Here is a 24,460-nt window from a genome sequence, read left to right as displayed (position 1 = left end):
CGATGCACTATGAAATCCTGCTGGAATCGACGGAGCGCTCATGCGCAGTTTGCATGGGACAGCGCACACATTATTTGCGCCGTGCTCGCAGTCATCGACCTGTACTCACTTGTTGAAACGTTGCCCTTTGTCTCCGTCCCCCTATCGAACGCCATCAGCTTGCCAGCCGATCGCACTGCGAAGGAAATTGGTGCCCAGGGCAATGAATGCGGCCCGCTCCCGATTGTTCTTGCCGGGGCCGTGCCCGCCCGCGCCGGGCTCGTAGAAGTAGGCGGGATAGCCAAGAGCCTGCAGCTTTGCGGCCATCTTACGCGCGTGGCCCGGGTGGACGCGGTCGTCCCGCTTCGTGGTGGCAAGCAGGATCGGCGGATAGGGCTGTCCTGGTGTCGCGGCGTGATAGGCCGAGATTTCCTTTAGGAAAATCCATTCCTCCGGCTTGTCGGGATCGCCATATTCGTCAATCCAGCTCGCGCCCGCCAAAAGCTTGGTGTAGCGGCGCATATCGATAAGCAGGACTGTGCAGAACAGCGCGCCGAAATGCTCAGGATAGCGGGTAAGCATATTGGCGATCAGAAGGCCGCCATTTGAGCCGCCCTGGGCGGCAATCCGCCTCGGCAGCGCAATGCCTCTTCGCACGAGGTCGGCGGCAACGGCGGCGAAATCGTCATGGGAGAGACGCTTGCCCGCCCTGCGCCCCGCCTCGTGCCAACGGGTGCCGAACTCGCCGCCGCCCCGGATGTTCGCCACCACGCACGTGCCGCCGCGTTCGAGCCACAGTTTGTCGAGCGAGGAGTTGTAGTGGGGCAGGACCGATTTGCGGTACCCGCCGTAGGCGGTGAGGTGAACCGGGGCATCCCCGTTCCCATTCGCCGGACCGACCTGCGTATAGGGGATCATCTCACCATCGGTCGAGACTGCCTCGTGGCGCGTCACCACCAGCCCTGACGCGTCGAAATTCTCCGGATCGCGCTTCAGGATTACTGGAGCGCCGAGAGGCGCTGCGGCATTGAGGTCTAATAGGAGACGCTTCGGCGGCGTGATCGGGTCCTGAGCCGAAATGAGGACCTCTCCATTGGTCTCGTGAGGTTCAGCATCGAGCGACCAAAGGTGAACAGTCCCTTCGGTGGGCACGGTGTCCAGCGCTCGGCGCGTCCATTCGTGGCCCTCGGGGGTGAACATCTCGAAACGTGGATCGAGGTTGACGAGGGATGAGATAACGAGCTTCCCGTTATTCCAGAAGAATGATTGCGGGGAGCGCCTGTCGCCTGGTTCAAAGAGGATGGCAAAACTGCGCTCGCCGGCGATGAAGGAGGAAAGCGAGATGCCGATCAGCGCGTCCGCGGCATAGGTCATCCCTCCGACTGTCCAGGGCTTGCGCGGCTTTACCGCCAGCCAGTCGCCGAAGCCGCTCCACCAGGCGTCCCGAGGAAGGTCGATCCGCATCTTCGGCCCGCTCCTGTCGCCGATTCTGACGATCGTCTCAAAGAAGGTCGACCCCTCGATGAACCAGAGGCGCTCGCTCTCGGCGGTGCGGTCCAGATGGCCGGACACGCGGATGGATTCGGAACCGGCTTGAAATATTACCGGCGCGGTGAGCGGATCCGCGCCACGCTTCCACAGCCGCACGGTGCGCGCGTAGCCGGAGTGGGTGGCCATGCCATCACCAAGCGCACTGGAAAGCAGCAGCGTGTCAGGGTCGAGCCAGTTGACCTCGCCCTTGGCCTCCGCGAGGTTGAAACCATCGGCGACGAAGCTAAGAGATCCCAGATCGAATTCGCGATGCACGACCGCGTCGCTGCCGCCGCGCGACAGGCGCAGAACGGCTCTTTCCCGTCTCTCCGGCTCAAGGGACGCGCCGCCCCAGATCCAGTCCTCTCCGTCACTAGCGGCGAGGGCGTCCAGATCGAGCAGTAGCTCCCACTGGGGATCAACATTCATGTAGGCGGCAAGGGTGGTCCGGCGCCACAGTCCGCGCGGATTTCGGGCATCTTGCCAGAAATTGTAGAGGTACTGGCCGTGGCGCCTGCTCAAGGGAATCCGGTCAGGGCGATCGAAAATCGCTGCCAGGGCGTCATGGTCCCGCTCGAATTGCGGTCCACCGAACTGCTCCAGGGTCCTGGCAGACTGGCTGGCGGCCCAGTCAAGTGCCCGTTCGCCTTCTACATCTTCGAGCCAAAGATAGGGATCATCGTCGGGAGCATTCAGCGTTGGGCGGCAATCGAATGCGGTCATGTCCGGTTAACCCGAAGAGTGAAGTCGCCTGGAAAACAGGCGCAAAGTCTTCCGTCGGCCCGGGAAAGCTCCGCTTTCGCGGCTGTGACCGCATGTTCGGCGCGCATGATCATGGGATGATTTCTCCTGTGTCCGTGCCGCAGCGCGTTTTGCGGACAGCCTCGCAGGAGGCGTGCCAAATGAGAAAATCTTTTCAAAACAATGCGATCACGCTGAGGGCGCTGTGTCTCATGTCCGACATCGTCGAAGATCCGACAACGAATGCAGCCGTGACCGCCTCATAGAACCTCCTGTGCCAGCTCGGTGGGCACTGCGGAATAAGCAGTGAAGCTCACCGCGCAACTGCCCGAGCTTCGGATCGACATCGGCGACGGGGCCCTCGACGATAACTACGTCGCAGGTGTCGGGCGCGCGGCACAGCCTGAGGACTCCGCGGCGGCGATCATCAAATAGCTGCGTTTACGATGGCTCCATCCTGGCCCGCCGGTGGGCGCGCAAAAGGCTGCTTTGCGGCCTCATCCCTCCGCCTGGATTGAGTCGCAGGGACCGAATGGCGCACGTGCTTTTGGAACCGGCAGAGTGGCCATAACGCAATTGTCTTCCGGCTATCTTTGCAGAGATTCGACAATCCGTTGGTGAAGGTCCCATGTCGCCCAATCATTGATGTGCTTAGGTCTGGGCATGCGCTCATCCGCAACTATCTCATCAAGAGCATCGATCCGACACCAACGTAGAGAATTGCTTCCCCATGAGAGAGGCCCTCGCGGCTGACATGAGAGTGCGCCACTCTTCATGATCGCGGCCTCCCAGGATGTCTGGATCGACCCAGTGCAACGGCACTTAGGGCGGAGGATCTGGCAGCTCTTGCAATTGCCGACCTCGATGGGAGAAGGGCAATCGCGATCCGTCCGGCAGACACACAAGGTTCTGCACTGTCCGTTCATGAAGACTTCGTGCTGGTCTCCATAAGAGAAGTATTCTGGTGCAGAAGGTGCCCGATTAGCTATTCGGAAAAGGCGACATCGACGTGCAAATCGGGCGTCGCCATGAGGCGTCCCCCTCAATGTCGGATTTCCGACAGGATCGCAAATCCGCCAACCCATTGTTTAATAAAATTTTCCTTCTCTGGCACGGCCCATGCATGGGGTTCTGCGAACGCATCAGCGAGACGTCCTCCATGATCATGCGCACTGAAAATGCCGTCGCCGCAGTGAAAACCCCGCTCTCGCCTGCCATCAAGCCGCCGAAAAGGCCGGCGTCATGGTCGAGGCGGGCGATTGCGCCGGCTTCAAACACCTTAATGGGCCTGGAAAGCGTCTCGCGTGACGGCGACGCGGGCATCCAGACGGGCGGAAAGGACATACGTCGTTGCCCCACGTCGCCGGCATGACTCGTCGATTGTCACCGCGCTGGAATGCTCGGGTCTACATTCGACGACCCGAACGCGCTGGACAAATTCTCGCAAACCGGTCCGGACCGGGCTCGAAAACATCCGCGAGGGGGCCCAATGGCTATGGCCGATATTCGCCGCGAACAAGCCGCCTAGCGGGAAGACTCTATAGGAGGAAAGCAAGTGGAGTTATCTTGCGTTGGGGTCGGTGCTGGGCCATCTAATTTGAGCCTTGCGTGTCAGATACACGAGCAAGTTGGGCAAGGGGCACTGTTCCTGGATCGGCAGGTCGACTTCCGCTGGCATCCAGCCATCGCATTCGATTCCTCGGAGCTCCAGGTCAGCCACTTCAAGGATCTGGTCACGCTGGTGAATCCGCGATCAGCCTACACTTTCGTAAACTTCCTGCACGAGAACGGGCGTCTGTATCACTTCCTGAACGCACAGTTCGAAGCCGTGCTCAGAGTTGAGTTCGAACAATATCTGAACTGGGCCTTCCACAGGAACCCACTTGTGCGTGGCGGCCAGACGGTGCGCGAAATCCGCTTTGACGGCGAGTTTCGGGTGCGGACGGATAAGGCGGCTCTCGGCGCCAGAAACGTCGTGGTCGGCATTGGCAAGCAGGCGCAAATTCCGCCTCAGTTTCAGGGCTGGACTGGACGCAACCTGTTCCACTCATCTGTTTTACTGCACATCCATCCTGAAGTGCGGAGAAAGCATGTCTGCGTGGTTGGCGGAGGCCAGTCGGGAGCCGAGGTGATGTTGCACCTTGTCGGCCTGCCGAAAGAACGGCGGCCTGCCTCGATCACTTGGGTCTCGCAGCGTGAGAACTACCTGCCTCTCGACAACAGCCCGTTCACAAACGAGTTGTTCATGCCCTGCTTCTCGGATCGTTTCGCGGCGATGAGCGAGTCGCAGCGTAAGCTGCTCCTGCGGCTTTTCGTGCTTGCCTCGGACGGCATTTCGGAAAGGACGTTGCGCGCGATCTATCAGGCGCTATACCGCCACGCATTTTTCGAGCTAAACCGATGCGAAATCACACTGCGGCCAGGCTGCACCGTCTCGCACTGCATCAACGCCGGCGCGGGTCACAGGCTGACCCTGCAGCACGGCATGGACGAAGTCGAAGAAGTCACGGCTGACATCGTCATCCTGGCCACCGGCTACGAGAACGCGGTGCCAGACTTCTTGGAACCCATCGCACACCGGCTGGAGCAGATCGACAATGAATTAGCTATTCGCGAAGATTTTTCGGTGAGCTGGGACGGACCGAGTGACAGACGCATCTTCGTACAAAACGCGAGCCTCGGGCAGCGCGGCCTGGCCGATCCGAACCTAAGCCTGCTGGCCTGGCGCGCGCGCCGCATCCTCGATAGCCTTCTTGGGCGCGCGCCATGCGCGAACCCCGAGCATCCTGGCTTCATCAGCCATACCTCGATCAAGAGCTGGCCCGCCCCCGCAGCCGAAGAAATGGGCAGCGGGATATGACTCGTAGACTTTTGATCATCGGCGGTGGCATCCTAAGAATGATGTCCGCCTCCGCTGCGGCGAAGGCCGGAGGCTTCTCTGAAATCATCGTGACCGAACAAGCCCTTGGACCAAGCGGCGCATCGCATTATTCCGGGGGCGTGTATTTCCCGTACGGTTGTCAAGACCGTCCCAGGTCGCTCACTCGAAAGCGCGCCGTGGTCTTGGCGGCCATGGCTGGGTCGGCGGTCAGCGGATGGTGCCGGCCTTTAGCGATGCGTGTCGTGGCTGGACCGGGTGAAGCGATTGATCCGGCCCAGTTTACGGAACCCCTGGACCCGGCTGAGCCTGACATAGGCAGTCTCGCGCCGAGCTTCTGCCGACAACATCCGCCGGAGCGGAACGCACTTAGCATCGCCGTCCCACATGACGTGAGTCCGTCTCCGTGGACCCGCAACTTGACCAGCGCCCGACTGCCCTAATCGGGATGTCCGACCAACCAGTCTTTCCAACAGGAGGCTTTTCGCATGTTGACTGATGCACAAAGAGAAAAGTGGCAGAAAGACGGATACGTCAGGCTCGAAAGGTTCTTCGCTCCAGCGGCTCAGGAAGATATCTCTACTTTTGTCGAAGATATGTCACGCTGGGATGTCAGCGATGATAAATGGCTCATGTGGTTCGAGAAGACTACGGACAATCGAAAGATCATCTCCAAGATCGAGAATTTTCTCGACTTCCATGATCCATTACGTCGTTTGCTCTTAGAAGATCAACGCATAAAGTCAGCGGTCGAGGATTTGCTTGGCGAAGATTCGCGCAGGCTCAAGGAGTTGCTGATTTTCCACTACCCCGACAGCGGCGGCTATCTCCCGCATCAGGACATTTATCACATTCCACACAAACTCCCCGACCGGATGGTCCATGCGGTGGTCGCCATAGGCATCGACGACTCCGACCCGGAAAACGGCGGGCTTTTCTTCAGCCCCGGGAACCACAAGAAGGGTGTGTTTCCCATGGATGCCGGTGGGGTGATCGATCCTCAAGTCGCCGAAATGTTCGCCTGGGAACCCGTAGTATGGAAGGCTGGCGACATCTTCATCTTCGACGATTACGCACCGCACTACTCACGACCGAACAAAAGCAATCGTTCGCGGCGGACACTCTACTTGGTGTTCCAGCGTGCTTCAACCGGTGGACCGACCCGCGCTGAATATAACGTGCTTAAGCGCGCCCTTAACCCGCCCGAGGGCAAAGTGGCCGATCTCGACAAACTCAAGCCCCCAAATGGCATTTTCTATCGCGATTGAGCTCACGCAGCCAGGCGGAGGCATGCACACGAAACTGATCGACCGCTCAAAAATGCGCGGAGAGTATGGCGTTCTGATTTGCGGGCTCGCGGAGCATCGACCGCAGCCCGTTAAGACGCTTCGGCACGTGGATTGTGGAGATGGTCGCAGGGCGGTCTTCTATGACGCCTACAGCCCGACTGGCGCCCCCCTCGTCGCCCGCCTGGCGGCCCAGAGCTGCATTATCCTGGCCGGGGCGGTCGGGCCGTTTCTCTCCACGAATTGCACGGGAGGCTGTTGCGTTGGCAGCCGAAGATCCCACGGCTTCAACAGCTTAGGTTCGTTGTCATGCGCAAATACACGTTTTCTCGAACGGAGCTGTCGCGGGCGTTCGGTATCGACATGGCCACGCTTGGAACGGGAAGCGTCGGCACGGGTTTTTCGTTCGGTAGGCTTGCACCGGGCGTTACATCCGAGCCCCATCGGCACGACGAAATCGAGGCCTTCGTGGTCCTGTCTGGCGCGGGCAAGGTCACTACCGACCACGGGGAAATCTCGGTCGAGGCGGGCGATGTCGTTCTGTTCCACCCTTTTGAAGCCCATGTGCTGCGCAACGACGGAAACGAAGACCTAGATTTCGTCGATGTCTACTGGCGAGACGGCGAGGCCGCCCTTGATGCCGCTGCAAAGACCACGGCTCCACGCGGGCCGACCTTCGTCTTCTCCACGCCGCCAACGCCAAATGGGGATCTGCATCTGGGGCATCTTTCTGGCCCCTATTTCGGCGCCGACGTCTATACTCGTTTCCTGCGCATGAAAGGAGTCGAAGCCTATCACCTCACTGGAAGCGATGACAACCAGAGCTACGTCACGACACGCGCCGATGCCGATCAATCGACGCCTGCGAACATGGCGCGCTACTACGCCGACGAGATTCGCGCCACGCTTGCACTTCTCGATTGTGAAGTCCACAGCTTCCAAACCACAATGGGCGATGACGGTTACGGCGAGTTTCAAGCCGCGTGTTTCCGCAGCCTTCTGAGCAGCACGGCGGTAGATCTGCACCAGAGCCCCGCGCTTTTCGATGCTGTGACAGGCCACTATCTTTACGAGCCGGATGTTAGCGGCCTCTGCCCCGATTGCGGCGGCTCCGCCGGTGGCAACATCTGCGAGGAATGCGGCGCCCCAAACCTTTGCCACGACTTGGGTGCAGCCCGGTCACGGCAGTCTGCCGAGGCGCCTCTGGTCGGCTCCGTCCGCCGCCCGGAACTTGCCTTGGACCGATGCTACGACAATATCGACCGGCATCTAAGGGCGTCGGGCGTCCCGCTACGGATCTTGGATCTCTTCGCGCGCCTACGCCGACGCGGCAACTTTTCAGTGCCCATTACCCACCCCTCGGATTGGGGCCTGCCGGCCGAAGGGTTCCCGGGGCAAGTGATCTGGGTCTGGCCGGAAATGGCCTTCGGTTTTCTTTACAACATCCAGGCGCTCGGCCGCTTGCTGGGTCGCGACTGGAAGGCGGAGATGCCCGGCAACGACTGGCAGATTGTCCATTTCTTCGGCTTCGACAATTCGTTCTACCACGCGCTACTCTACCCCGCTCTTTACGCCGAGGTCTTCTCCCACTGGACGCCACGCATCCACTATCACGTCAACGAGTTCTACCTGCTCGACGGCAAGAAGTTCTCAACCAGCTGCCGCCATGCGGTCTGGGGCAAGGAGGTTCTGAGCCCAGAGACAGTCGACGTCGTGCGCCTCCATTTGGGCCTGACACGCCCGGAAGGTGAGCGGACGGATTTCACGCTGGACGCGCTGCGCCGCACCGAGAACGAGGTATTCCAAGGGATTTGGCTGAACTGGCTTGATGCGTTGAACCAGGAAATCAAGCAGGATTTTGCCGGCCGTGTACCCGATGCAGGCGACTGGAGCCCGGTCGACCGCGCCTTCTTTGCTCGCATAGAGATCTATCGCGCCGCGATGGAGCGCACCTATTCGGACGAAGGCTTCTCGGTCCGGCGCGCGGCCGCTCAGGTCTGCGATTTCGTGCGCGATTGCGTGATCTACCGTCGGGCGCAAGACTATGCGGCGGCGCGACGTTTCTATCCCGCCCGCAATCGGACTTCGCTAGCCCTTCAGACGACGGCCGCTGCGATCCTGGGACCGACACTCGCTCCGCTGATGCCCCGATTCGCCAGAACGCTGGCGCGAGGCATCGATGGCGTCTCAACCGAAACATGGCCCCGGTCCGTCCAGCGCCTTGCGCCCGGGACGCGCTTTGATCTCGGACCCGTGTTGGTGTTCTACGCCAAATCCGGCAATCCTCATCTCGATGAGGAGGAAGCACTATGAGCCCAAAGGGTGCACCAGTGAGCTATCCCAATCTCGACCAGATCTGCGCGGCAATCAAAGCCGATGATGCCAAATATCTTTACTCGCTGTCACTGACGACCCGAAGCCGCTATCAGACGGTAGAGACCAGATTGGCGGACCTGGACCAACGCATCGTCGACACCCTGGCCCGCGCCTTTCGAGGACCGCTCGGCCAATTGCTTCCCAGCCCTTGCTGTTTCGTGCCGCAAATGCCGTGTGGACTCGACTGCGCTGACCAACCTCTTCGGCATCGCGGGATTTCCGTCCTCCAGCCGGTCAAGACTGTCATGCGGTTCGAGGCGCTTGGTCAACCTGGCGCGCCCTGGATCGTGCGCCGATCACCGGAAATGTCGAATGCGAATGCCTGCCTGATGGTATCTTCGATTCTGTCCGAGCCTGTATTGGCGCGGCAGTCGGCCGAAGAACAACTGAGCTACTGACAATCGGAAGGTAGCAGGTTCAAAATTCTGTCCCAGAAACCGGATATTGCGCACAACCAGCGTTCACGATCGCGATGGTGCACAAGCTTCCAACCATACCCGCGCAACGACAGCCCGTCGCCTGAAGATAGTCGGCGAGGGCCGCCAAATCCCTCGCAAGCGTATCCTCCGTCACATGCACGTCGTCTTCGCCGACAATGCGGTACGCTTGTCTCGTCGAGAGATAAGTCCAGCCAGGGTGCTCCTTCAGGATTGCGTGTTTGCTCGGCTACGGAGCCGCCCCTCAGTTCCCAATCGAGGAGCGATCCTACAATTCACATATTTGGAGATCGCTCGCCAGGTTCCCCGGTCTGTGAACCCTGCAAGCCGAAAATTCAGATGCCGCCCATGCAGAGATATTTCATTTCGAGGTAGTCCTCGAGGCCATGGCGGGATCCCTCCCGCCCGATGCCGACTGTTTTATCCCACCGAACGGCGCCGCTTCTGAAGACATCCGGCCGGTATTTACCCCGACCATTCCATATTCCAAGGCCTCGGCCACACGCCAGACACGCTTCAGGTTGGAGGCATAAAAGTAGGCCGCGAGGCCGTAGATCGTGTCGTTGGCCTCACGCACGACCTGATCCGCATCTTTGAAGCGAATAATTGGTGCCAGCGGCCCGAATGTCTCTTCTTGCGCGACGGTCATCTCGCTGGAGACACCGGTCAGGACTGTTGGTTGGAAAAACGTACCATTCGTGCCGATGCGTTTGCCCCCGCATCGAATTGCGCCGCCTTTGGCGACGGCATCGGCAATATGGGACTCGATCTTGGCCAAAGCGTGCTTGTCGATGAGCGGTCCGATGTCCACTTCGGGAGCGAAACCGTCACCAACTTGAAGTTGGCGAGCCCGTTGCACGAATTTCTCGACGAACTCGTCGTGAACGCCCGACTGGACGTAAAGGCGGTTCGCCGAAACGCAGGTCTGGCCGGCATTGCGGAACTTCGCCTGGATCGCACCGTCAACCGCGGCATCGACATCGGCATCATCGAAGACGATGAAAGGTGCATTGCCGCCGAGCTCAAGGCTGACTTTTTTGATCTGGTCCGAGCACTGGCGCATGAGAAGGCGCCCGATCTCAGTCGACCCGGTGAAGCTGATCTTGCGGACCTTGGGATTGGTACAAAGTTCGCGGCCGACCGCGTCACCTTCGGACGCATAGATCAGGTTGACGACGCCTTCGGGAAAGCCAGCCTGATGGGCGAGGGCGAACATTGCTCCCGCCACGAGCGGCGTCTGTTCAGCGGGCTTTAGGACGATCGTGCAGCCCGCCGCCAAGGCTGGCGAGATTTTGCGCGCCACCATCGAGGCCGGGAAATTCCATGGCGTTATCGTGCCAACAACTCCGATGGGCTGCTTGATTACCAGCATTCGGCGGTCCATCGATGGTGCGGAGATCGTCTCACCATAGACGCGATTGGCCTCCTCGGCGTACCATTGCAGATACGCCGCAGCATGCGATATCTCCGACTTGGCTTCGGCAAGCGGCTTGCCCATCTCCGCGGTGAGAATCGCGGCGAGATCGTCGGCCTGGTCGATGATCAACTGATGCCATCGCCATAGAACGTCGCTGCGCTCACGTGCGGTCAACCCTGCCCATCCAGGCTGCGCGACATAGGCCTTGTCGATCGCAGCGCATGTCTCCTCGACACCCATGTCGGGTAGTTCTGCCAGCACTTCGCCAGTCGACGGGTTGAGGACCTCGAATGTCCGCTCGCTAATCCGCGTGCCAAGTGCCGGCAGGCGATCAATGGGTCCAAACAGATCGGGGGATCTCAGGTGACGGATCATCGGCAGGCACAGGGGCAATACCGGATTCCTCCTCAACGCAGCAGGTATATATAGCAGGTGCGGTGTGTACTCCGCGACGTCCGGGTTCCTTATAGGGCCTCGGCCAGACAGCTGGTAGACCACGGTACCCGACTGGAAAGGGAGAATACCTGAATACGCTAGAAGATGCCTCGCGGTTCTACTAGTCGAACGATTGAACAACGGACATCGGCTTCGCCAGCCGCGCGGAGTGGATGCTGGTGGCCTGCGCCTACAATCTGCGGACCACGAATCGGCGACTCTATCCACTCGAAGAGAGGCTGGCCTGAGGAGCAGCGCACCCCAATAATGACGCCTAAACCGGCAAATGCCTGGCAAGGCCCGCGAAAACCGCTCCTCGCGGCTTTAAACAGATCCCGTTTACCCGGCGAGCGCCCGCAAGATGAGAAAGAGGATGGAGAGGAACAGGGTGGCGAAGGCGCGCAGAGGGAAGATCGGCCGGCGCATTTGCATGGGGATGGAGCTCATGATCAATTCCCCGCCTGTTGCTGCGGCAAAAGATAGCCTGTCGTCGAATGGTCGAGCACCAGATAACGCGCGGCGACCGCCTTGACCTCGTCGGTGGTGACTTTGCGGACGCGGTCCGGCCTCTCGAGCACGTCCTTCACATTGCCACCGGTGGTGAGCGTCTTGCCATAAATGTTGGCGATGTGGTCCAGCTCGTCGTGCGCACAAATCACCGAGCGGATATAGCGGTCTTTGGCCTTGTCCAGCTCGTCGCTGGTGACGCCATCCTTGGCGATCCGGGCGACTTCGGCAACGGCCGCCGCTTCGAGATCGACGAGCTTTGCATCGCCGCGCGGCGAGCCGGAGATGGTGAAATTGGTGTCGTCTAGCATGGTGCCCTGGAAGGAGGCGCCGGCCGCCGAGGCTATGCCTTGCTTGACGACAAGCTCCTGATATAGCCGGCTGCGGTTACCGCCGCCGAGGATCTCGGCCAGCAGGTCGAGCGCCTCGGCCTCGCCGGGCTCTGCCGTATGATAGGACGGCACCACCCATTGAGTGGAAAAGCTCGGCATCGAAACGCGCGCATCGATAAGCGTCACTGTCCGCCTGGTGTCCTGCTCCGGCTCGACCGGGCGGTTGCGCGGCGGCAGGTCCGCCCCGCGCACAACTTTGCCATAGGTCTTCTCGGCCAGCACCTTCACCGCCTCAGCCTCTACGTCGCCGGCCACCACCAGCACGGCGTTGTTCGGTCGGTAGTACTTGTTGTAGATGGCGAACGCGTCGGTGCCGTTCAGCTTTTCCATCTCCTGCATCCAACCGATGACCGGAATGCGGTAGGGCTGGTTCTGCCGCAACGTCGCGTCAACCTCCTCGTCCAGCACAGCCTGCGGGTTAGTCTCTGTGCGCCAACGGCGCTCCTCCAGGATGACGTCGCGCTCGGTCTTGATATCATCGTCGTTGAGGATGAGGTTGAACATGCGGTCGGCCTCGAAACCCATCATCTCACCCAACGCCGGGGGCGCCACCGTCTCGACGAAGGTGGTGTAGTCATAGGCGGTGAAGGCGTTGTTGTAGCCGCCGATGGCTGAGACGGCTCGGTCGAACTCGCCGGCGGCGTGGTTGATCGTCGCTTTGAACATCAGATGCTCGAGGAAATGGGCAAGGCCGGATTTGCCGGGTGGCTCGTCGGCGCTGCCGATCTTGTACCAGACCATATGAGTGACGATCGGCGCGCGGTGATCCGGGATGACGACCACTTCCATACCGTTGTCGAGCAGGAAATCCGTCACCTTGCCGCCGTCGGTGGCGGCCAGAGCCGGAGCGGTCGTCACCAGGGCCAGCGCGGTGGCAATGAACGCCTTGCGCAGCCAGGGGGACGATCGATGGCTCCGGTTGTGGTGGCTGGTCGAAAGGCAAGGTTCGAGGCAAAGTGATTTGTTCCTCATTTTGATGAAGGCGCTGCGTCCCCTTCTCCCCCCGTGGGAGGATCGGCGGGTAGAGCCGAGCCAGATGAACAAGCTCTTCATGGTGCCAGGCCTTACTCGAGCCTGATCTTTGGATGGACCCAGGAGACCTGCGGCGATATTTCTTGGTGAGGTGATCATGGGACGAATTCTCCTTGGTCCGCCACGCCTTGCGGATACCAAGCATGCACCGTGCCAGATCAGAAAACGTTCGAGGCATGTGGACAAATCCGGCTCTGCCATGCTGCGCATCCGACATTGTCGGACATCGGACAGGGCCGAACGCGACGCGCGCGCGGCTGAGGATATCTTCTTCGTTCGGAAGACGGTTGGGCGCGCTGCCGGGGGAGGGGTATAGGATGCGCTTCGAATGGCCGCTGCACTGACGGTGAGAATGGAGATGTTGGTCGCCCAAGCGGAACCCTGTTCTCGACTGCCAGACCGGGTCGATGCTGAACGGCAGAGGCGTGAGCAGCGTAGCGAACTCGAGCGCGGGGCCTGCTCGCGCGCGAAGACGGATCTGATCAAAGATCGGCGAGTTGGGCGATATCCGCGAGGCGCTGGAAAACGAAGATCGTAGGACTCGGGCGGGAAAAAACGATGCGGTTGCGCGCTTCTGGCGTAATGCGCCTGCCGCGAGGCCGTTGAGCCTGATGAGTTGCTGCGGGAAAGGGGAGTGTTTGCGCGGGACCTTGGTCAAACGTGAGAAACAACCGTCGAGCTCGTCGTGGATGGGGGCATGCAGGCACGTTTGTCGCTGGAGGACAGCAGCACGGAAGCTGTCCGCGCTTGCCGTCGTCGCTGGGTACCAAACAGCAGAATTTGGCGGTCGCGATCGAATTCATCTGCGTAAATACCGCCTGGCTGTGCTCGGTTTGCCGGCGAACAGATTTTGCCTTCTTTGCGGCTGCAAACGCATCCCTGGCAGCGTGGTCCCTTAGGTCAAGAGCATCGGGTGAGTAACAGCCTGATCCTGCTCAATCTGATGCGCGCCAACCGCCTCGCCGGATTGTGGAACCGCTCGCGGGTAGCTTCTATCACAAACAGCAAGGTCATGAAATCAAGTAGGAAGTCGTCGATCGCTTGGGCGATTGTTTCTGACTTGCCTTTGAACTGGTCCAGCAAAACGCGCGCGTTATCGATCGCTTCCACGCTGGTGGCATCGATTAACCCCTCGACCCTCTTGAAACAATCCAATTCGAAACTCCTTCACGCGCTTGCCAAGCCGTTATGCACGAAGGTAGCTCCGTGAACTACCCGGCCCTTGAGCGGCGGCACGAGCAGCGGTCGGCCGTACGTCCCGTGCCTCCAAGCACCAGCCATAGACGTGGCGCTGAGGAGCGTTGGAAGGGTCGGGCGCTTCCGGCCATGCTCGAGCGGTAGTGTAAGGACAGTGTTTGCTGGCGACCACGGCCACAATGGAGTGCGCAAGTTGTCGCCGACCAATCAAGCGGCCTTGAAATTTTTCGTATTGCTGCCCCTAAGTCTCGGCTATGAATCGGACTGGCCAAATGGCCTGCCCACGTTGCAATTTGTTACAAAGGAACACGCATATGGCGACCGGAACAGTGAAGTGGTTCAACAGCACCAAGGGGTTTGGATTTATCCAACCCGACGATGGCGGTCAGGATGTTTTCGTCCACATTTCCGCTGTCGAACGCGCGGGCCTCTCGACCCTCGCTGACGGCCAGAAGATCAAGTATGAGATTGAACAGGACCGCCGCACTGGCAAATCCTCCGCTGGCAGTCTCAGCAAAGTTGGCTGAATTTACTCTTGCGTCCTGGCAAGAGTGGGCGCGGTACGTCACGAGGGACTCACGGCCGCTCGACAAGAGCGAGCAAGAACGTGGCTCAACTGGACGGCCGGGTCAGCAGATTGCTGCAAGGCGTGGCGAATTGAATTCCTCAAGAAACAAGGCTGTTTGAAAGGAAGGCGGGGTTGGCCCCGCCTTTTTATATGACGCGCAGATTAAGCCGATTGCTGCAACGCTCCAGAACGAATCTCGATTGCCGAAATCAAGCCGCGACCTTCTTGCGGGTTCGCTTCGTCGGCGCCGGCTCCGGCGCTTCCGGCGCTTTCGGTTTGCGGCCGAGCCCCATCGTCTTGGCCAATGACGAGCGCGCCGCGGCGTAGTTCGGCGCGACCATGGGATAATCCGCCGGCAGGCCCCATTTGGCCCGATATCCATCCGGCGTCAGCCCATAGTGGGTCGACAGATGGCGCTTTAGCGATTTGAATTTCTTCCCGTCCTCAAGGGAGATGATGTAGTCCGGTGTCACCGACTTCCTGATCGGGACTGCAGGCGTAAGGGCAACCGGCTCTTCTGCAGAGACACCTCCGGCCGTCCCTTTCAGAGCCGCGTGCACTTGGCCGATGAGGGCAGGGAGATCCCCCACCGGGATCGGATTGTTGGAGACATAGGCTGAGACGACATCGGCCGTGAGCTCGATGAGGGTGTCGATGTTTTTTTCGGCTTCTTCTGTCATAAAACTCTCCAGGCGGCGTGAAACACAGTCGGCGAAGCGTCGCTTCATAGTGGCGGTCGCCGCTTAAAGCAACAAAGGTCTCGCCAGGATTATTGCGATGCTCGTCCAGCGAGATCTATGGCGCGGTATCCCGCCGTCGTGACCGTTGATCCGTCCGTAATTGGCGACCTGCCGCGGTACTTGCGCATTTTCAGGCGCGTCTCGGCCGTAAGCTTTGCGCCGAAATGACCAGTAATCTCGAAACGAAGCGGGCTATTTCTGTTTCGCCATCCTCTCTTTGGCTGTGAAATCGGTGGCAGAGCAGTGGCCGCTTCCTGGTGGCGCGTGGAGGAACTATCAAGCGTTGATTCGCAATGGTCGAAACGATGTAGATTCATCCGGGAGCCGCTCTCGCAGCAGGATATTAGGGACTGGCCCGCTGGTAAACCGAGGACATCACGCCGCTGCTTTGCTATTGAACCGCTATCGCTGTGACAACACATTCCGCAATGGTGGGCGGGTGTAGAGGAGGCGCCTGTTCACGCAAACTAGCGGTTCAGCAGGTCGGGAGGAACGAATGAGCTCAGGGACTTTCAGCAGCCCACTTTTCGTAAGGCGTGCAGCGCACATCGTGCAAGAGATTGCCGGTCCTGCGGATGCTATCGATTTTCTCAACGAATGGCCAGAAGATCGCCGAGACCGGATCTACGAAGCCGCCCTCAGGGCGTGCTTTGATGCATACAACGGACGAAAACCTGCGAGCGCAGCGCGCAAGACTTTTTTCCGCTTTGCGAAACAGGTCGTCATATTGGAAGATGCAACCTCCGCGATGCAATGGCTCGCTACCTGCATGTCGGACAGTGGAAAAGCGCAAGTATAGGCGTCGCAGTCGTGTGTGAGGCTGGAGCCGGTACGCCGACGAGGTTATTGTATCCAGATTTCGCCGGCATCTAGAGCGTAGTATAAACAAACAATATTTTGCGCGCTATGCCGATGTTAATCATCTTGTTGTATTTGTAAATCAGCTTCTCGCGACAGGACTGCAACGCTTCCGGTGTGAAAATCACTGCGTGGGACTTGGTTCTCTCAAATTCATGACGGTAAATTGCCCTGTTATTATCGCAAAGCAGTTGTCCCATTGAAGGCTGATAAACGAGGCCAAAATTGTGCTCCGTCGTCTGCCAATATTCGCTCGATGGAAGCTATAAGCTCACAAGCCGATCAAAACAGCTACTCGGGCGCCCTTTGAAAATTCGTTTAATTTCGCTCACCCGAAACGGTCCTCTACAGTCGAAAAAAGATTGTCCCGCAAAGGTGCTACAAGACACTATCGCGGATCGATTTGGGCCCACGTCGATCTGGGGAAGGCAGGCGGAAGTCGAGCAGGACCTGCAGCGGAACAGATCACCGGCCCCGAACCGAAATCTGAGACAGCGGCCGACCCGATTTCTTCATGGTAGAAGGCGCAGAGAGAACCGGAGCACGGCTCCGGCGCCGCCGCTTGCCGAGCAGCGATCCTCCGCCTCCCAAAATCCAATCGAGAAGAGCGTTCAATTCCGGGACGGTCCAAGCTCTGCCGCAAAAACAGGTGTCAGACCACCCGGTCCTCTCCCGCAACTGATCTAGCGCAGGGCGTTCATGAGCCGCATATCCCAGAGTGGCTGCGTGCACGACGCAGCGAGATCATTTATGAAAATCCTATTCAGTACGATGGCTGTCCCCTTGCTGACAGCCACCGCCTTTGCTGCGGATTCGATCCCCGCAGACCTCAGAGAAACGGCAATGGCCACTTTCAAGGCTTTGCCACCCACCACGCCGGCAGTCGCCAACAACCCGATCACTCCGGAAAAGATCGCTCTCGGCAAGGCACTGTTCTTCGATCCACGCGTCTCTGCGTCAGGCGTCTTGTCGTGCAACTCGTGCCACAACCTGGCCACCGGCGGCGACGACAATCACGAAACCTCGATCGGCCATGGTTGGCAGAAGGGACCGCGCAACGCGCCGACTGTACTGAACGCTGTCTTCAACATCGCCCAGTTCTGGGACGGTCGTGCCGAAGACCTGAAGGCTCAGGCGAAGGGACCGGTCCAAGCCGGCGTCGAAATGGCCAATACACCGGGTCAAGTCATCGCCACCCTCAAGTCGATGCCGCAATATGTCGATTGGTTCGATGCCGCTTTTCCGGCTGAAGCCGATCGGGTCACCTTCGACAACCTCGCCAAGGCAATCGAAGCCTTCGAGGCGACACTGGTCACGCCGGCCCCCTTCGACAGCTTCCTGAATGGCGATGACGCCGCCATGACTTCCGAACAGAAACAGGGCCTGGCGCTTTTCATGGACAAAGGCTGCTCGTCCTGCCATGGCGGTATCAACGTTGGTGGGGAAGCCTATTACCCATTCGGCCTCGTGGAACAGCCCAGCGCCGAGGTCCTGCCGGAAAAAGACAAGGGCCGATTTGCGGTCACCAATACTGCCGATGATTCCTATGTTTTCCGCGTGGCGCCGCTGCGCAACGTTGCACTCACCGCGCCATACTTTCATTCGGGCAAGGTTTGGGATCTGAAACAGGCCGTTGCCATCATGGGAACCACCCAGCTTGGCGTGGTACTGGCGGACGAAGAAGTCGACCTGCTTGTTGCCTTCCTCAACTCGCTGACCGGAAAGGCACCCGAGCTCGCCTATCCCATTTTACCCGCCGAAACGTCTACAACGCCCCGGCCTGTAACGCAGATCTTAGGAAAATAAACGGCCAGCTGACTGCGGAACATCGCAATCGACAATGATTGCGACTTTTACTGGGACGAGACGACTCGCGAGGTCCATGAGGACGCAAATGGCTCGTTTCCAAAGTGCAGACACTGCTTCCGTCACCACCTCGTTGCGGTGGAACCATGTTTGGGATCTGGCGTGCGACATGCCAAGGAAGGCGTCGGACGTTTGAGGCTCGCGCGCTGTCGATACCGCGCGGCGGCCGGCTATCGCGCTGGCGGCCGAATAGCCGCGCGCCGGAGTGACCGGCCCCCTCAGGGTGATGGGGCAGCCACTCCGTCCTCCATGTCCAGCGATTCTTCGACCGCTTCCGGATTCCGGGCGATGGTCCAAAGGAGAGTATTCGCCGCTACATCCGGTTTCGAGCGACCTTGCTCCAAGTCTCGAAGCGTTGCCAGATCGAGGCCATACCTCACGGAGAATGCCTCCTGAGAGAGCTTCGTGCGATCCCGGACTTCGCGAACACTTATCGGCCGCGGCGCTCGCGATCACGCCTGCGGACGACAGTTCATTCTTCAGTGCCAACAGGTCGTCGACGCAAGGAACCGTCACGAACGCCTTGCCGTGATTGACCATCTCCGTGAGTATCGCGTGGGCCGTCCTGAGCGGCAGCTGTCTCTTACCGAGAATGCGGGCGGCCTCAGGAGTATTCGCGCCGTGAAGAAAACCGAGGCTCAGTCGGACGGGAGAGCCTGACGACGCCGGCACGACGTCCTGGGTTCGCACCCGTTGTCCGAACCGCTCCATGAATTTCGATGTAGTCGACTTTAACCTTCTCCGCGATCACTCGACCGAGCTTGCGTAATTTGGACCATCCAACACTGGAGGGCATCGCGACAAAAGTACGCCAAACAACGCTACGGGAGAACCAACGGTGATCTGATTTCGTTCGACGCTCGTTTTCGAGAGCCGTTCTGGGTCGTTCGCAACAATCAACTGTGTAGGCCAGCGGAGCGAGCAAGGAGCGCCAGATCCGGACAGGGCTGAGTGGGGTGTTTCTCCGAAAGGTGGGGCCATGCCCTAAGGGACACGAGATGTAGTGGACTCGTCGATCCGCGCGGTTTCGATTCGCGCACCCGGGCACAACGCTTGGATAAGTCCCATCAGATGCTCTCCGGTGGCCGTCATCTGTTCAGCTGACATTGGGCCGAGGGCTTCCAGCACGAGCCACATGGCGCGGGTATCGACCGTGACCATGGTGCGCCGCCCCTGCCGCCAGTTCCAGCGGCGGCACGTGACACCGGCATCATCGCACCAGATGACTTCGCCCGGTTCGGGATGCTCGGTTACCATTTCACCTTGCTGGATCGTGTCGAATGGCTCCGCTCCCTTCGCAATTAAAAGTCTCGGGACCCCTTGGTAAGATCGAGATCCTCCCCGCCAATCGGAACGCCGTACAGCACGCTGACGGCATTGTAGGCATCAACCAGTGGGGATATCCGCGGGAGAGAGCCATCTTACCGCACCCGCTTGAGAAGCGCGGCGGCCGAGCACGGCGTTCGATTGGCCTTTGTGCCGAAAGCCTCGTAGGCAACGGCCCACGCCGCAAGATGCGCGTCCCTTTGGGCGTCATCGCGAAGCGCCGCCTGTTCCGCCGCCGCAATCGTGTCGTTCAACGCCTGTGCATCCGGCACGTCGATTTCAGCGTTCCGCACCACAATGCTGATCAGATGAAAATCGGGCCTTGATCTCGGGGGCAATCAATGGCGTGAAAGACATGGGATGCTCTTTTCTCATGGGGAGGCTTTGCTGCGGGTCGTTCGGCAACTGTAAGAAGAAAGGTGCTTGTCGAGCGTCCAGATCTTCTGGCATCGGCATGGTGCATGCCGCACCATGCGCTGGATAATTCCATCATTCGGCCGTGGACAAGGCCTGGTAGAGATCGTCGATTATCTATTGCGGGCTCGAGCCCGCCTCGGCCGGCAACAAGCTACGTCTCCGCCAGATCCTCCATTTCATAGCAGGCAGCGGGCGCGATATGGATGTGAAGCAGCTTTCCTTGCCGGCTCATGCATCGCTCTCGGAAATTCGTCTCGCACGAAAATCTGCCGCCAAACTGGCCTGATCAACAGCACCAGTTTCAAGGCGTTTTACAAGTCCAGTTGGCTTTGCACGAAATGCGGTTCAGCCCAAGGGTCGGTTTCTTCGCCAGCACGCCAGTCCCCCGCCGTTTTAGCCACCGTGTCCCGGCAACGCGTCTTGCACCTGCTTGACAACCGCTCGCAGGACCTCAACGCCCTTCTCGATCTGCCGAATGCTTAAGGCGGCATAGCCCATGACAAGCCCCACGCGATCGATGTGGCCTTCGTCCGACTGCCGCTCGTAAAGGGGCGAGATCAGGTGTAGCCCCAGGCCCGCGCCTCGGGCGGCTTCGACCAGTGCCGTTTCCTGCGATCGTGGCAGGTCGTTGAACCAGACGGCGACGTGCAGTCCGGCCTCTGCTCCCTGGACAGCGATGCGATCGCCGAAGCTGCGCCGCAAGGCGCCCAACAACGTCTCCCGACGCTCGCCGTTCAGCCTGCGCACACGCCGCACATGGCTTTCGTAGCCGCCGCTCTCGATCAAAGATGCAAGCGCCTCCTGTTCAGCCACCGGCGAATGCCGGTCCGAGAATTGTTTGGCGGTTGCGAAGACCTCCTGCAATTCGGGCGGGACGACGAGGTAGCCTATGCGCAGCATTGGCGAGAGCGTCTTGGAGATTGTGCCGAGATAGATGACAGCCCCGTGGTCCTCGAGGCTGTGCAGCGGTGGAACCGGATTGATGTCGTAGCGATATTCGCTGTCGTAGTCGTCCTCGATCACGTAGGCATTGTTGTGCCGCGCCCATTCCAGAAGCTGGTGGCGGCGCGTGATCGGCATGACGCCGCCCAGCGGAAACTGATGCGATGGCGTGAGATAGGCCAGTCGTGCACCAATCCCCGCCAGCAACTCCGTCTTCATCCCGTCCACGTCGACGGTGACGGGGATGGGCGAGGCGCCCGTGCTGGCAAAGACCTGACGCGCCATCCTATAGCACGGGTCCTCGATGACGAAGCGGTCGGCGGGATCGAGAAGCAGGCGAGCGCACAGATCGAGGCCCTGCTGCGAACCGTTGACGATGATGATCTGCTCGAGGTCGCAGCTCAGGGTTCGGGCGCGCCAGAGATAGCCCTGGAGTGCCTGGCGCAGCCGGCGCGAGCCGCGAGGATCGTCATAGGCAAGACGCAACGGGCGCTGCCCCATCGCCTCGTTCATCGCACGTTTCCAGACCAATGCGGGGAAGTCTGACGGCGCTAGGTCGCCATAGCGGAAATCGACCTTCAGCCCAGTTGGCAGATAATCCGGCCAGGGCGGCGTAACGCGCAGTCGTTCCCCATAGGCGGACAGATGAACCGGGCCGACTCGTTTCGCGACAGTGCGGCTCGTCTCAGGACCGATCAGCCAGGACGCAACGCGAGGTCGTGCGCCTTGACGGACTTCGATGAAACCTTCCGCAGTCAGTTGCTCATAGGCGACCGTCACCGTCGTTCGCGAAACCCCAAGGTCATTTGCCAGGCCTCGGGAGGACGGCAGCTGACTGCCGGTTTCATAGACGCCGGCGAGGATCTGCTCGCGAAGAGCCTCGTAGATCTGGCGTGCACCCATCGCGTGCGTGCGACCTGCAGAACCGGCACTTGAAGACTGGACCATTTCATTCATCGCCAACTGGATATTTCACATTGGCCAGTTTGCCGGCAATCTTTCGGAAACCCAAGAAAGATCTAGAGGCCGAATGACCCGCTCCTATCAATCCGTGACCGATGCTCTCACGCGGTCGCTCAACGACACCGGTCCCGGATTCGCCACTCGGGCGATCCATCATGGCTACGATCCCGCCGGCTTTTCCAATGCCGTCCAGCCGCCAGTGTTCCTGACGTCAACCTATGGATTCGAAAGCGTGGCAGCAAACGAGGCGGCCGCCACGCTTGGCGGAAGGCTCTATGCGCGCGAATACAATCCGACGACGGAGATCCTCGAGCAACGGCTCGCCAATCTGGAAGGAGCCGAGGCGGGGCTGGTCGTTGCCTCGGGGATGGCGGCTTTCGGCACACTGATCCTGTCGCTCCTGTCCCAAGGCGATGAACTCATCGTCCACAAGACGCTTTATGCGAACACGCTTGCCATGGTCGAACAGGCGGTCCCTCGCTTCGGCATCAAGGTCGTCGCGGTCGATCTGTCCGATCCCCAAAATCTCGATGCCGCGATCACCGAGCGGACGCGGCTGGTTTTCTTCGAGACGCCGGTGAATCCGCTGAGCCGCATCTGCGACATCGCTGCCATTGCCGAGCGCGCCCACGCGCACGGTGTAAAGGTTGCAGTCGACAGCACCTTCGCCTCCCCCGCGCTCCAGCGGCCGCTCGAACATGGGGCAGACCTCGTGCTCCACTCGCTGACCAAATACATCAATGGGCACGGCGATGCCCTTGGCGGGGCGATTCTCGGCGACGCGCCAACGCTCCGCACGCTGCACGAAACGGGCCTGCGCTACATCACCGGCGCAGCGCTCTCGCCCATGTCAGCCTTCCTGATCCTGCGCGGTCTGAAGACGCTCACGCTGCGCATGGAACGCCACAGCGCCACTGCCCTTGCGGTGGCTCAGGCGCTCGAGGCGCACCCGGCGGTGGCATGGGTGAGTTATCCCTTCCTCGACTCGCACCCTGATCAGGTGACGGCGCGAAAGCAGATGTCCCAAGGGTCGGGCATGTTGGCCTTTGGCCTGCGCGCTGGATATGAAGGCGCGCGCCGGATGATGGACCGGCTCAACCTGATCACCCGGGCCGTCAGCCTCGGCGATGCCGACAGCCTCATCTATCATCCGGCAAGCCTGACCCGTGCTCGGCAGCCGATCCGCAAGGATGCGCATCTGGCCGATGGAGTCGGCGAGGACCTCATGCGTCTCTCGGTGGGTCTTGAAGACGCCGATGACCTAATCGCCGACCTGCGGCGGGCTCTGGACGCCTTGTGATGACCTGTGGTCCGGCCAGTCACGCGCTCACGCACAAACCTGGAGCCTTGCCATGGCATTCCTGAGCGGTCTTTCCGCGTTTCCCATCACGCCCGCCGATCGTGACGGCCGCGTCGATACCGTTGCTCTGCGCAGGCTGATTGCTCGGCTTGGCGCCGCTCAGGTCGACTCCATCGGTCTTCTCGGCAGCACCGGCACCTACATGTATCTGTCGCGCGAGGAACGGCGACGGACGCTCGCCGAGACCTTGGACGAAACCGCAGGGCAAATGCCGGTCGTGGTGGGTGTGGGCGCGCTGCGCACCGACGAAGCAGTGAGGCTCGCGCAGGACGCTAAGGCCATTGGGGCTGCCGCGGGGTTGCTTGCCGCCGCCTCTTACACCCCGCTCACTGATGACGAGGTGTTCGAACATTTCTCCACGGTGGCGCGCGAAAGTGGCCTGCCGATCGTCGTCTATGACAATCCAGGAACGACGCATTTCCATTTCAGCCCAGCCCTTGTCAGCCGCCTGGCAAAGGTGGGTGGGGTCGTCGCTATCAAGAATCCGACAGACAGGAGCGACGCGATCAAGAACCATCTGGCCGACCAGAGGCGCACGCTGCCGGAAGGGTTCTCGATTGGCTACAGCGGCGACTGGAACGCTGCCGAGGCCATGATCGCCGGCGCCGACACATGGTACAGCGTGCTCGCGGGCATCTTGCCCGAGGTCTGCATGAAGATCGTCGCGGCGGCGCAGCAGGGCGATGCGACCGAAGCGCGACGGATCGATGCCACGCTTGCGCCGCTCTGGAGCCTCTTCAAGGAGTTCTCGAGCCTTCGCGTCGTCTATGCACTTGCCGAATTGCTCGACATTTGCCGTGCCGACCCTCCGCGTCCCATCCTGCCTCTGCCCTCAGCAGCGAAGCGCCAGATCGCCGCCGCGTTGGAACGCTTGCCATCGGATGTCAACCGGTGAACAGCGAACCCGGCGGCCAGTGAAGGAACCTGTCATGTATGTACCCGCGCATTTCGATGAACCGAGCCGAGAAGTCCTTTACGAACTGATCGAGAACAGCGCACTTGGCATGCTGATAACCCATGGCCGGAGCGGTCTCGACGCCAATCACATCCCCTTCGAACTCGACACGTCACAGGGAGAAAACGGTACCCTTTACTCCTGCGCGATTAATACACGTGCCGAAGGAAAGTGCACATTCTCGCTCGCGTGACTTATTTCAAAAGATGTGATCGCGTTTTGGCACATTCACGGCCGACATGCGGCAGCCGGTCACTC

At 60.1% G+C, this 24,460-nt stretch carries 20 protein-coding genes and 2 pseudogenes; 12 read left to right on the top strand and 10 right to left on the bottom strand.

Annotated features, from left to right (window positions below; genetic code table 11):
• Positions 1 to 141 precede the first annotated feature (141 nt).
• On the bottom strand, positions 142 to 2,232 hold the full coding sequence (locus NKJ46_RS28570) for a prolyl oligopeptidase family serine peptidase (protein ID WP_352669582.1): 2,091 nt from the start codon (positions 2,230 to 2,232) through the stop codon (positions 142 to 144).
• Positions 2,233 to 2,556: 324 nt separating this feature from the next.
• On the opposite strand from NKJ46_RS28570, the gene NKJ46_RS28565 reads away from it, so the two are divergent.
• The 6 genes from NKJ46_RS28565 (at position 2,557) to NKJ46_RS28540 (ending at position 9,188) form a co-directional block, all read left to right on the top strand.
• Entirely contained in the window at positions 2,557 to 2,685 is a 129-nt protein-coding gene (locus NKJ46_RS28565) for a hypothetical protein (RefSeq protein ID WP_352669580.1), read from the top strand.
• 610 nt (positions 2,686 to 3,295) lie between these two features.
• Positions 3,296 to 3,622 (top strand): hypothetical protein, encoded by a 327-nt coding sequence (locus NKJ46_RS28560; RefSeq protein WP_352669577.1) that lies wholly within the window; start codon positions 3,296 to 3,298, stop codon positions 3,620 to 3,622.
• 225 nt (positions 3,623 to 3,847) lie between these two features.
• Positions 3,848 to 5,110, top strand: a complete 1,263-nt coding sequence (locus NKJ46_RS28555) for a lysine N(6)-hydroxylase/L-ornithine N(5)-oxygenase family protein (RefSeq protein WP_352669575.1) — start codon at positions 3,848 to 3,850, stop codon at positions 5,108 to 5,110.
• 506 nt (positions 5,111 to 5,616) lie between these two features.
• Positions 5,617 to 6,396, top strand: a complete 780-nt coding sequence (locus NKJ46_RS28550) for a phytanoyl-CoA dioxygenase family protein (RefSeq protein ID WP_352669572.1) — start codon at positions 5,617 to 5,619, stop codon at positions 6,394 to 6,396.
• Positions 6,397 to 6,723: 327 nt separating this feature from the next.
• Positions 6,724 to 8,727: a class I tRNA ligase family protein gene (locus NKJ46_RS28545; protein ID WP_352669569.1), complete on the top strand. Its 2,004-nt coding sequence runs from the start codon at positions 6,724 to 6,726 to the stop codon at positions 8,725 to 8,727.
• Between the two features lie 17 nt (positions 8,728 to 8,744).
• On the top strand, positions 8,745 to 9,188 hold the full coding sequence (locus NKJ46_RS28540; RefSeq protein ID WP_352669567.1) for a hypothetical protein: 444 nt from the start codon (positions 8,745 to 8,747) through the stop codon (positions 9,186 to 9,188).
• Positions 9,189 to 9,562: 374 nt separating this feature from the next.
• Here NKJ46_RS28540 and NKJ46_RS28535 read toward each other — a convergent pair.
• The 3 genes and pseudogenes from NKJ46_RS28535 to NKJ46_RS28525 all read right to left on the bottom strand — a co-directional run bounded on the left by NKJ46_RS28535 (position 9,563) and on the right by NKJ46_RS28525 (position 14,165).
• Positions 9,563 to 11,019, bottom strand: a pseudogene (locus NKJ46_RS28535) (NAD-dependent succinate-semialdehyde dehydrogenase).
• Positions 11,020 to 11,528: 509 nt separating this feature from the next.
• Positions 11,529 to 12,950, bottom strand: a complete 1,422-nt coding sequence (locus tag NKJ46_RS28530; RefSeq protein ID WP_352669564.1) for a M16 family metallopeptidase — start codon at positions 12,948 to 12,950, stop codon at positions 11,529 to 11,531.
• A 960-nt stretch (positions 12,951 to 13,910) separates the two neighbouring features.
• On the bottom strand, positions 13,911 to 14,165 hold the full coding sequence (locus NKJ46_RS28525) for a hypothetical protein (protein ID WP_352669561.1): 255 nt from the start codon (positions 14,163 to 14,165) through the stop codon (positions 13,911 to 13,913).
• 356 nt (positions 14,166 to 14,521) lie between these two features.
• Between NKJ46_RS28525 and NKJ46_RS28520 the strand changes: the two genes are divergently transcribed.
• Positions 14,522 to 14,734, top strand: coding sequence for a cold-shock protein (locus tag NKJ46_RS28520; protein ID WP_023721434.1), 213 nt, complete (start codon positions 14,522 to 14,524; stop codon positions 14,732 to 14,734).
• Positions 14,735 to 14,984: 250 nt separating this feature from the next.
• Here the strand turns inward: NKJ46_RS28520 and NKJ46_RS28515 are convergent, their stop codons facing one another.
• Positions 14,985 to 15,455 carry a Ros/MucR family transcriptional regulator gene (locus NKJ46_RS28515; RefSeq protein ID WP_352594544.1) on the bottom strand — a complete coding sequence of 157 codons (471 nt, stop codon included), beginning with the start codon at positions 15,453 to 15,455 and terminating at the stop codon, positions 14,985 to 14,987.
• Positions 15,456 to 16,011: 556 nt separating this feature from the next.
• Here NKJ46_RS28515 and NKJ46_RS28510 point away from each other — a divergent pair.
• Both NKJ46_RS28510 and NKJ46_RS28505 read left to right on the top strand, forming a co-directional pair.
• Positions 16,012 to 16,314 (top strand): DUF982 domain-containing protein, encoded by a 303-nt coding sequence (locus tag NKJ46_RS28510; protein WP_352669557.1) that lies wholly within the window; start codon positions 16,012 to 16,014, stop codon positions 16,312 to 16,314.
• An 809-nt stretch (positions 16,315 to 17,123) separates the two neighbouring features.
• A complete protein-coding gene (locus NKJ46_RS28505; RefSeq protein ID WP_352669598.1) occupies positions 17,124 to 18,179 on the top strand; it encodes a cytochrome-c peroxidase in 1,056 nt (351 codons plus the stop codon).
• Between the two features lie 1,044 nt (positions 18,180 to 19,223).
• Here NKJ46_RS28505 and NKJ46_RS28500 read toward each other — a convergent pair.
• The 5 genes and pseudogenes from NKJ46_RS28500 to pdxR all read right to left on the bottom strand — a co-directional run bounded on the left by NKJ46_RS28500 (position 19,224) and on the right by pdxR (position 21,872).
• Complete coding sequence (locus tag NKJ46_RS28500) at positions 19,224 to 19,496, bottom strand: phenylalanine--tRNA ligase beta subunit-related protein (protein ID WP_352669555.1); 273 nt, start codon at positions 19,494 to 19,496, stop codon at positions 19,224 to 19,226.
• Between the two features lie 164 nt (positions 19,497 to 19,660).
• Positions 19,661 to 19,858, bottom strand: a complete 198-nt coding sequence (locus NKJ46_RS28495) for a hypothetical protein (RefSeq protein ID WP_352669552.1) — start codon at positions 19,856 to 19,858, stop codon at positions 19,661 to 19,663.
• On the bottom strand, positions 19,845 to 20,021 hold the full coding sequence (locus tag NKJ46_RS28490; protein WP_352669550.1) for a hypothetical protein: 177 nt from the start codon (positions 20,019 to 20,021) through the stop codon (positions 19,845 to 19,847). Before NKJ46_RS28490 ends, NKJ46_RS28495 begins: the two co-directional genes overlap by 14 nt.
• A 115-nt stretch (positions 20,022 to 20,136) precedes the next feature.
• A pseudogene (locus NKJ46_RS28485) lies at positions 20,137 to 20,214 on the bottom strand (MOSC domain-containing protein); the annotation flags it as partial.
• Positions 20,215 to 20,375: 161 nt separating this feature from the next.
• The gene (gene pdxR / locus NKJ46_RS28480; RefSeq protein WP_502903467.1) at positions 20,376 to 21,872 is read right to left on the bottom strand and encodes a MocR-like pyridoxine biosynthesis transcription factor PdxR; all 1,497 of its coding nucleotides are present in this window, start codon (positions 21,870 to 21,872) and stop codon (positions 20,376 to 20,378) included.
• Between the two features lie 82 nt (positions 21,873 to 21,954).
• Between pdxR and NKJ46_RS28475 the strand changes: the two genes are divergently transcribed.
• From NKJ46_RS28475 to NKJ46_RS28465, 3 genes are read left to right on the top strand one after another with little or no spacing between them, the layout of a single operon-like run.
• A complete protein-coding gene (locus NKJ46_RS28475) occupies positions 21,955 to 23,187 on the top strand; it encodes a trans-sulfuration enzyme family protein (protein ID WP_352669548.1) in 1,233 nt (410 codons plus the stop codon).
• A 52-nt stretch (positions 23,188 to 23,239) separates the two neighbouring features.
• Entirely contained in the window at positions 23,240 to 24,142 is a 903-nt protein-coding gene (locus tag NKJ46_RS28470; RefSeq protein WP_352669545.1) for a dihydrodipicolinate synthase family protein, read from the top strand.
• A 34-nt stretch (positions 24,143 to 24,176) separates the two neighbouring features.
• Positions 24,177 to 24,395 carry an FMN-binding negative transcriptional regulator gene (locus NKJ46_RS28465; RefSeq protein ID WP_352542147.1) on the top strand — a complete coding sequence of 73 codons (219 nt, stop codon included), beginning with the start codon at positions 24,177 to 24,179 and terminating at the stop codon, positions 24,393 to 24,395.
• Positions 24,396 to 24,460 lie beyond the last annotated feature (65 nt).

This window comes from Mesorhizobium sp. M0166, from assembly GCF_040322255.1.
In the GTDB taxonomy this organism is placed as follows: Bacteria; Pseudomonadota; Alphaproteobacteria; order Rhizobiales; family Rhizobiaceae; genus Mesorhizobium.
Note: the sequence above shows the minus strand (reverse complement) of the source record. Positions and strands in the feature narration are given on the sequence as shown.

Bases quoted from the DNA above. Each gene is read 5' to 3' on its own strand.
- NKJ46_RS28475 (WP_352669548.1), top strand. From the start codon at position 21,955: ATGACCCGCTCCTATCAATCCGTGACCGATGCTCTCACGCGGTCGCTC.
- NKJ46_RS28470 (WP_352669545.1), top strand. From the start codon at position 23,240: ATGGCATTCCTGAGCGGTCTTTCCGCGTTTCCCATCACGCCCGCCGAT.
- NKJ46_RS28490 (WP_352669550.1), bottom strand. From the start codon at position 20,021: ATGCCGATGCCAGAAGATCTGGACGCTCGACAAGCACCTTTCTTCTTA.
- NKJ46_RS28510 (WP_352669557.1), top strand. From the start codon at position 16,012: ATGAGCTCAGGGACTTTCAGCAGCCCACTTTTCGTAAGGCGTGCAGCG.
- NKJ46_RS28545 (WP_352669569.1), top strand. From the start codon at position 6,724: ATGCGCAAATACACGTTTTCTCGAACGGAGCTGTCGCGGGCGTTCGGT.
- NKJ46_RS28550 (WP_352669572.1), top strand. From the start codon at position 5,617: ATGTTGACTGATGCACAAAGAGAAAAGTGGCAGAAAGACGGATACGTC.
- NKJ46_RS28505 (WP_352669598.1), top strand. From the start codon at position 17,124: ATGAAAATCCTATTCAGTACGATGGCTGTCCCCTTGCTGACAGCCACC.
- NKJ46_RS28570 (WP_352669582.1), bottom strand. From the start codon at position 2,232: ATGACCGCATTCGATTGCCGCCCAACGCTGAATGCTCCCGACGATGAT.
- NKJ46_RS28530 (WP_352669564.1), bottom strand. From the start codon at position 12,950: ATGAGGAACAAATCACTTTGCCTCGAACCTTGCCTTTCGACCAGCCAC.
- NKJ46_RS28515 (WP_352594544.1), bottom strand. From the start codon at position 15,455: ATGACAGAAGAAGCCGAAAAAAACATCGACACCCTCATCGAGCTCACG.
- pdxR (WP_502903467.1), bottom strand. From the start codon at position 21,872: ATGGTCCAGTCTTCAAGTGCCGGTTCTGCAGGTCGCACGCACGCGATG.
- NKJ46_RS28520 (WP_023721434.1), top strand. From the start codon at position 14,522: ATGGCGACCGGAACAGTGAAGTGGTTCAACAGCACCAAGGGGTTTGGA.
- NKJ46_RS28560 (WP_352669577.1), top strand. From the start codon at position 3,296: ATGTCGGATTTCCGACAGGATCGCAAATCCGCCAACCCATTGTTTAAT.
- NKJ46_RS28465 (WP_352542147.1), top strand. From the start codon at position 24,177: ATGTATGTACCCGCGCATTTCGATGAACCGAGCCGAGAAGTCCTTTAC.
- NKJ46_RS28500 (WP_352669555.1), bottom strand. From the start codon at position 19,496: ATGGTAACCGAGCATCCCGAACCGGGCGAAGTCATCTGGTGCGATGAT.